The organism is Pseudoroseomonas ludipueritiae (genome assembly GCF_014490445.1).
Taxonomy (GTDB): Bacteria; Pseudomonadota; Alphaproteobacteria; order Acetobacterales; family Acetobacteraceae; genus Pseudoroseomonas; species Pseudoroseomonas ludipueritiae.
Genome location: NZ_JACTUZ010000201.1, coordinates 1 through 6,615, shown reverse-complemented (window position 1 = coordinate 6,615; position 6,615 = coordinate 1). Strand labels below are relative to the sequence as shown.

The 6,615-nt window shown below is 68.3% G+C and carries 4 protein-coding genes and 1 pseudogene; 4 read left to right on the top strand and 1 reads right to left on the bottom strand.

The genetic code is table 11. The features are described 5' to 3' along the window. Window positions 1-465 precede the first annotated feature (465 nt). A pseudogene (locus IBL25_RS27725) lies at window positions 466-624 on the top strand (IS3 family transposase); the annotation flags it as partial. A 42-nt stretch (window positions 625-666) separates the two neighbouring features. Here the strand turns inward: IBL25_RS27725 and IBL25_RS23570 are convergent. Beyond that, a complete protein-coding gene (locus IBL25_RS23570; RefSeq protein ID WP_187780915.1) occupies window positions 667-1,488 on the bottom strand; it encodes an IclR family transcriptional regulator in 822 nt (273 codons plus the stop codon). A gap of 127 nt (window positions 1,489-1,615) precedes the next feature. Here IBL25_RS23570 and IBL25_RS23565 point away from each other — a divergent pair, with 127 nt between their 5' ends. Genes IBL25_RS23565 through IBL25_RS23555 form a run of 3 tightly spaced genes read left to right on the top strand, consistent with a single transcriptional unit; the run spans window position 1,616 to window position 6,545 of the window. Further along, the gene (locus IBL25_RS23565; protein ID WP_238940621.1) at window positions 1,616-3,706 is read left to right on the top strand and encodes a 3-hydroxyacyl-CoA dehydrogenase NAD-binding domain-containing protein; all 2,091 of its coding nucleotides are present in this window, start codon (window positions 1,616-1,618) and stop codon (window positions 3,704-3,706) included. Continuing rightward, window positions 3,703-5,370: an AMP-binding protein gene (locus IBL25_RS23560; RefSeq protein ID WP_367615677.1), complete on the top strand. Its 1,668-nt coding sequence runs from the start codon at window positions 3,703-3,705 to the stop codon at window positions 5,368-5,370. The genes IBL25_RS23565 and IBL25_RS23560 overlap by 4 nt, the downstream gene beginning before the upstream one ends. Beyond that, window positions 5,367-6,545, top strand: coding sequence for an acetyl-CoA C-acyltransferase (locus IBL25_RS23555; RefSeq protein WP_187780914.1), 1,179 nt, complete (start codon window positions 5,367-5,369; stop codon window positions 6,543-6,545). The genes IBL25_RS23560 and IBL25_RS23555 overlap by 4 nt, the downstream gene beginning before the upstream one ends. Window positions 6,546-6,615 lie beyond the last annotated feature (70 nt).

The following is a 6,615-nucleotide window of genomic DNA, read 5'->3' as shown; positions in this document are numbered from 1 at the left end:
GCCATAGCCGCCATCCCACTCGGATGGACCTGATCGAGTCTGGAGCCTAGAGCGGCATTCGTTTTTGGCATGAGCGTCTCGGCTGCGGTTGCAGCGGTCGGAGCTTCACTCCTTGCCGCGCTATGCCTGACCGCGCTGCGAAAGATCCCCGTCATCCAGGAGAGAGCTGATTGACTGAGTAATCGCAGCCCTTAACGATCTTCCTGCGAACTGGTGGACACTTCTGAGTAAGCTCCACGGGAGCGAGGCAGGTGTCCGACGGAGCGAGAGTTCAAGCAGGAAGCGGGCGCACTGTTACGCTCCAGCGGCCGGCCGCCGACGCAAGTCGCTGCGAGTTGGGCATCCAACCCCCCATGCTGTGCAGCTGGCGGGGGCGGCAGAACGGCGAGACACCACGGCCACAGCCCGTCGCGGCAGGCACAGGGCCCATCGCTTCGCCATCTGCCTCAGCATCTTCGACAGCGGGCCGACATGACCTGCTTGCCCGCTGCCGAGGGTTGGCGCCACCTCGCCGCCAGGCTCGATCTGGCCACCCGCAAGATGGCCGGCTGGTCCATGCGCGAGCACATGCGCGCGGAACTCACCTGCGGCGCGCTTGTCATGGCCATCCAGCGACAGCAGCCGACCTTGAGCGCCCACGGTCGAGCGCAAGGGACAGCCAGGCGGTCAGTGCCTCAGACCCGCGAGAGCTTCGATCCGCCGGGTCACGGCGGTGAGGCGGGGACCGATTTCTTGCAGGATGCGTTCCCTGCTGAGCATGAAGGCTGGCGCGCCACAGTTCAGGGCAACGATGCCGCCACCATTGGGCAGCGCGAAGGCGGCTCCGGCGGCGTGGACCGTCCGGTTCCAGTCGCCGACCGAGGTGGTAAAGCCGAGGGCCGCGTGCATCTCCCTTGCCTCCAGCAGCCCTTGCCGGACCGAAGGCCAATGCTCCGGGTCCGCTTCCGCCAAGTGGGCCTCCAGCATGGACCTTTCGGCCTCCGTTGCCACGGCATAGTAGGCACGGCCCATGGCGGTGAGGCCCAAGGGCACGCGCGACCCAATGCCAAGCTGCAGAGCCACGGCAGTGCGCGGGGAGAAGTGCTCGATATACAGCATGGACAGCCCGTCCCGGCTGCCGAGCGAGACAGAGGCACCGGTCTCCTCCCCCAGATGGCGCATCAGCGGTGCCGCCACCTGCCGGATCGCCAGATTGGCCAGCGCGAATTGCCCCAGCGGAACCAGCCCCAGACCCAGCTGGTACTTGGCGAAGCGGGGCAGGTAGCTCAGGTAGCCCAGCTTGGTCAGCGTATAGGTCAGGCGGGAAACGGTTGCCTTGGCCAGGCCCGTGCGCTCGGCCAGCTCCTGGTTCCCCAGCACGCTATCCTCCGCCGTAAAGGCGCGCAGGATATCCATGGCACGGGCCACCACCTGGATGAACTGCCGGTCCTCCGCGTCCTCCCCTGCGCCCGCGCTGGGGCTGGAAACCGATGGCTGCCGCTTCCGCATGAAGGTTCCCTCCGGCCGTGCATCCGGCACTTGACCGCTTATGCGGCATGCCGATAGGTCTTGATTTAAACGGCAGAACTAAATTCCGCACTGCGGAATTACAAGCTAAAACGCCGAAAGGAAACGCATGATGGTGGATGCTCGGCCCGTCGGCTTCGCAGTGACAGAGGGCGTCGCGGTGATCCGGATCGCCAACCCGCCTGTCAACGCCCTGAGCGCCCCTGTTCGGGCCGGATTGTCGGAGGCCATAGCCCAGGCCTCTGCCGATCCCGCCGTGCGCGCCATTGTGATTGCCGCTGAAGGCCGAACCTTCATCGCCGGCGCCGATATCAGCGAATTCGGCAAAACACCGGTTCCACCCACGTTGCCCCAGGTGATCGCCACCCTGGATGCCTGTCCCAAGCCCATCGTGGCCGCCATCGGCGGCGCGGCCCTGGGCGGCGGGCTGGAGGTGGCACTCGCCTGCCATGCCCGAGTGGCCTCGCCCAATGCCAAGCTGGGGCTGCCCGAGGTCAAGTTGGGGCTAGTACCCGGCGCGGGCGGCACCCAGCGCCTGCCAAGGCTGATCGGTGCCGCTCAGGCTTTGCCGCTGATGGCGGAAGGCACCGCGATCAACGCGGCGGAGGCCCTTCGCCTTGGCATCCTGGATGCGATGGCTGAAGGCGACCTGCTCGCCGCCGCGCGCCAGCATGTCCTGGCACTGGCAGAGGCCGGCGACCCACTCCCGCGCCTCCGGGACCGGTGGGACAGGCTCGGCCCGCGTGAGGCCTTCGAGGCCGCGGCGGCGGCCGTGCTGAAGCGCGCGGCGGATCATCCTGCGGCGGCCGCCTGTGTGGACTGTGTCCGTGCCGCCTTTGAGAAATCCTTCGAGGAGGCCCTGACTTTCGAGCGGGAGACCTTTCTGCGGCTGATGCAGGACGAGCGCTCCAAGGCGCTGCGCCACGTCTTCTTCGCTGAGCGGGCAACGGCGCAGATCCCGGGCCAGCCCCGCGACACCCAGCCCCGGCGGATTGAGCACGCGGCCGTGGTCGGCGCCGGCACCATGGGCGGCGGCATCGCCATGGTATTCGCCAATGCCGGCATTCCCGTGACCTTGATCGAGACCCATCAGGAAGCACTGGGCCGTGGCCTGGAGCGCGTTGCCGGCACCTATGCCATCTCCGTGCAGCGCGGCAGCCTGGCCCCGGAGGAACGCGACCGCCGGCTGGCCCGCATCGAGGGCAGGGTCGGGCTGGAAGCGGCCGCCACGGCGGATGTGGTGGTGGAGGCTGTCTTTGAAGACCTGGAGCTGAAGCGGGAGATTTTCGGCAGCCTCGACCGCATCGCCAAGCCCGGGGCGCTGCTGGCCAGCAATACCTCCTATCTCGACATCGACGCCATCGCGCAAGCCACGGCCCGGCCTGGCGATGTGCTGGGGATGCATTTCTTCTCGCCCGCCAATGTCATGAAGCTGCTGGAGGTGGTGCGCGGCGCGGCGACGACGTCGGAGGCGCTGGCCACTGCCGTGGAACTCGGCAAGCGGCTGGGCAAGGTGCCCGTGGTGGTCGGCTCCTGCCATGGCTTCGTCGGGAACCGCATGCTGGCACGGCGCAGCGCCCAGGCCGAGCGGCTGCTGCTGGAAGGTGCCTCGCCGGAGGAGGTGGATGCCGCGCTGGTGGCCTTCGGCTTCCGCATGGGGCCCTTCGCCATGATCGACCTCGCGGGCCTCGATATCGGCTGGCGGACCCGCAAGGCCACGGGCAAGACCGCGCCGGTGGCCGACGCGCTCTGCGAGGCGGGGCGGCTCGGCCAGAAGGCCGGGCGCGGTTATTACGACTATGCCGGCGGCGCCCGCCAGGGCACCCCTGACCCCGCCGTGCAGCAGTTGATCGAGCGGATCTCAGCGCAGCTCGGCATTCCCCGCCGTGCCATCGGCCGGGAGGAAATCACGGAGCGCCTGATCTTCCCCATGATCGATGAGGGCGCACGCATCCTGGAGGAAGGAATCGCGGCGCGGCCCGGCGACATCGATGTTGTCTGGCTCAATGGCTATAGCTGGCCCGCCTGGCGCGGTGGGCCGATGTATTACGGGGCCACGCTGGGTGCCGCCCATGTCGCGCAGCGGTTGGCTGCCTATGCCGAGCGCTCCGACGACGAATCCCTGCGCCCCTCGGCTGCCTTGTCCCGCCTGGCGCGGGAAGGGCTGGGCTTCGAGGCGCTGGCGAGGACGGCCGCGTGAGCGCCCGGATGCCGCATCCTTGGGAGGCCGCCTATCCGAGAGGCTGCCGGTGGGATGCGCCACTGGAGACCACGACGCTGCCGGCGCTGTTCGAGCGCCTGGTGGCCAATGGCGGCACGCGGCCGGCGCTGCAATACCGCGACATCCGTCTTTCCTATGCCGACCTCGGCACCCTGGTGGTACAGGCGGCGGGCGCCTTCCGGAAGCTGGGTGTGCTGAAGGGGCAGGCCGTGGCGCTCTACCTGCCGAATACGCCCTGGCACCCCATCTGCTTCTTCGCGCTGACCTGCCTGGGCGCCCGCGTGGTGCATCTGAGCGCGCTGGATGCCAGGCGGGAGCTGGCGCATAAGCTGCGGGACAGCGGCGCGCGCCTGGTGGTCACCACCGATTTTCCCGCGCTGCTGCCGCAGGCGGCCTGGCTGCTGGAAAGCGGCGCGGCCGACCGCGTGCTGGTGGGCGAGGATGCCCGCTGGGGCGGCGACCCCGCCGGGGCGCTGCCGACCGGTGTTGTGCCGCTTTCACCCTTGATGGAGCAGGCGGCTCCCTTCTCCGACTGGCCGGAAGCGGCGCCGGACGATGTCGCGCTGCTGCAATATACCGGCGGCACCACCGGCCTCCCGAAAGGCGCGATGCTGACGCATGGCAACCTGACTTCCGCTGTCAGCATCTACCAGCATTGGCAGGATGACGAGAATCTGACGCCTGGCGAGCAGCGCGTCATGTGCGTGCTGCCGCTGTTCCATATCTATGCGCTGACCACCGTCATGCTGCGCCATCTGGCCGATGGCAACGAGCTGCTGCTGCGGCCGCGCTTCGATGCCGCGACAGCCTTGCGCGACATCGAGGAACGGCGCGTCACGCTCTTCGCCGGCGTGCCGACGATGTGGATCGGCATGCTGAACCACCCGGGCGCCGAGCGGCACGACTTCTCCTCCCTGCGCACATGCGTTTCCGGCGGCGCGCCCTTGCCCTTCGAGATCGGGCAGCGTGTGGAGCGGCTTCTGGGCCAGCGGCTGCGCATCGGCTGGGGCATGACCGAGACCGCGCCCGCCGGTACCCGCGTGCCGGTGGAAGCCACGCCGCGCCCTGGCGTCATCGGCGTACCGCTGCCGGGGATCGAGATGCGCATCGTGGCGCTGGACGACCCCGGCCGCGTCATGCCGGCCGGCGAGGCAGGCGAGATCGCGATCCGCGGCCCCAATGTATTCCGTGGCTATTGGAACAAGCCATCGGAAACGGCGGCCGCCTTCCGGGACGGCTGGTTTCTCACGGGGGATATCGGGCGGCTGGATGAGGATGGCCTCTTCTCGCTGCTGGACCGGCGCAAGAACATGATCATCTCGGGCGGCTTCAACGTCTATCCCGCCGCCGTGGAGGCCGCGCTCTACGAGCATCCCGACATCGTTGAGGCCATCGTGATCGGCATCCCCGACGATTACCGCGGGCAATCCGCCAAGGTCTTCGTGACGCTACGGGACGGCGCGCCCGACCTGACGCTCGATGCCTTGAAGCATTTCCTGAAGGACCGCCTGGGCCGGCACGAAATGCCCGCCGCCCTCGAGATCCGTCCCAGTCTGCCGCGCAGCCCGGCCGGCAAGCTGTTGGCCAGCGCCCTCATTGCCGAAGAGCGCGCCCTTACAGGCACGCAGGAGCAGTCATCTTGACCGATGCCGTGATCGTCGCTACCGCGCGCACCCCGATCGGGCGTGCCTACCGGGGCAGCCTGAACAACACCCATGGCGCCGACCTGGCCGCCCATGCCATTTCCGGCGCTCTCGCCCGCGTGGGCGTTGAGCCGGAGGCAGTGGAGGAGGTGATCCTCGGCTGCGGCTACCCGGAAGGTGCCACAGGCGGCAATGTCGCGCGCCATGCGGCGCTGCGGGCCGGGCTGCCGGTGTCTTCCGCCGCGCAAACCGTCAGCCGATTCTGCGCCTCCGGGCTTGAGGCCATCGCCGCCGCCGCCAAGCGAATCATCGTGGACAAGGTGCCGGTCGCCATCGCGGGCGGCGTGGAATCCATCAGCCTGGTGCAGCCACATGTGAATCGCACCGGCTATCGCAACGCCTGGCTGGAGGCGCATAGGCCCAGCATCTACGACACCATGATCGACACCGCTGATCTGGTTGCCGAACGCTATGGCATCTCGCGCGAGGCGCAGGATGCCTTTGCACTGGAAAGCCAGCGCCGCACCGCCGCCGCGCAGCAGGCCCAGCGCTTCGATGACGAGATCCTGCCCATCACCGCCATCCGCAGCATCGCGGATAAAGATGGTGGCCCGGCGCGGCAGGAGGAGGTGACCCTCGATCGCGACGAAGGCAACCGTCCCGATACCTCCGCCGAGGGGCTGGCGAAACTGAAGCCTGTGCGGGAGGGGCGCTGGATCACCGCCGGTAATGCCAGCCAGCTTTCGGATGGTGCCAGCGCGAGCCTGCTGATGTCGGCGGAGGAAGCTTCCCGCCGCGGGCTGACGCCGCTGGGCATCTTCCGCGGCCTGGCCGTGGCTGGCTGTGAGCCGGAGGAAATGGGCATCGGCCCTGTCTTCGCCGTGCCACGCCTGTTGCAGAGGCACGGATTGAAGGTCGAGGACATCGACCTTTGGGAACTGAACGAGGCCTTTGCCTCTCAGTCGATCTACTGCCGGGACAGGCTGGGCCTCGACCCCGAGAGGGTGAACGTCAATGGCGGAGCCATCTCCATCGGCCATCCCTTTGGCATGAGCGGGGCCCGCATGGTCGGCCATGCACTGCTGGAAGGGCAGCGGCGCCATGCGCGCTACGCGGTGGTGACCATGTGCATCGCTGGTGGCCAGGGCGCGGCCGGCCTGATCGAGTTGATCTGAGGGAAAACGAGCATGGACCTGCGCTTCACCGCCGAGGAGATCGCCTTTCGCGACGAGCTCCGCCGCTTCT

Coding starts and splice junctions, on each gene's coding strand:
- IBL25_RS23565 (WP_238940621.1), top strand. CDS start 1,616: ATGATGGTGGATGCTCGGCCCGTCGGCTTCGCAGTGACAGAGGGCGTC.
- IBL25_RS23570 (WP_187780915.1), bottom strand. CDS start 1,488: ATGCGGAAGCGGCAGCCATCGGTTTCCAGCCCCAGCGCGGGCGCAGGG.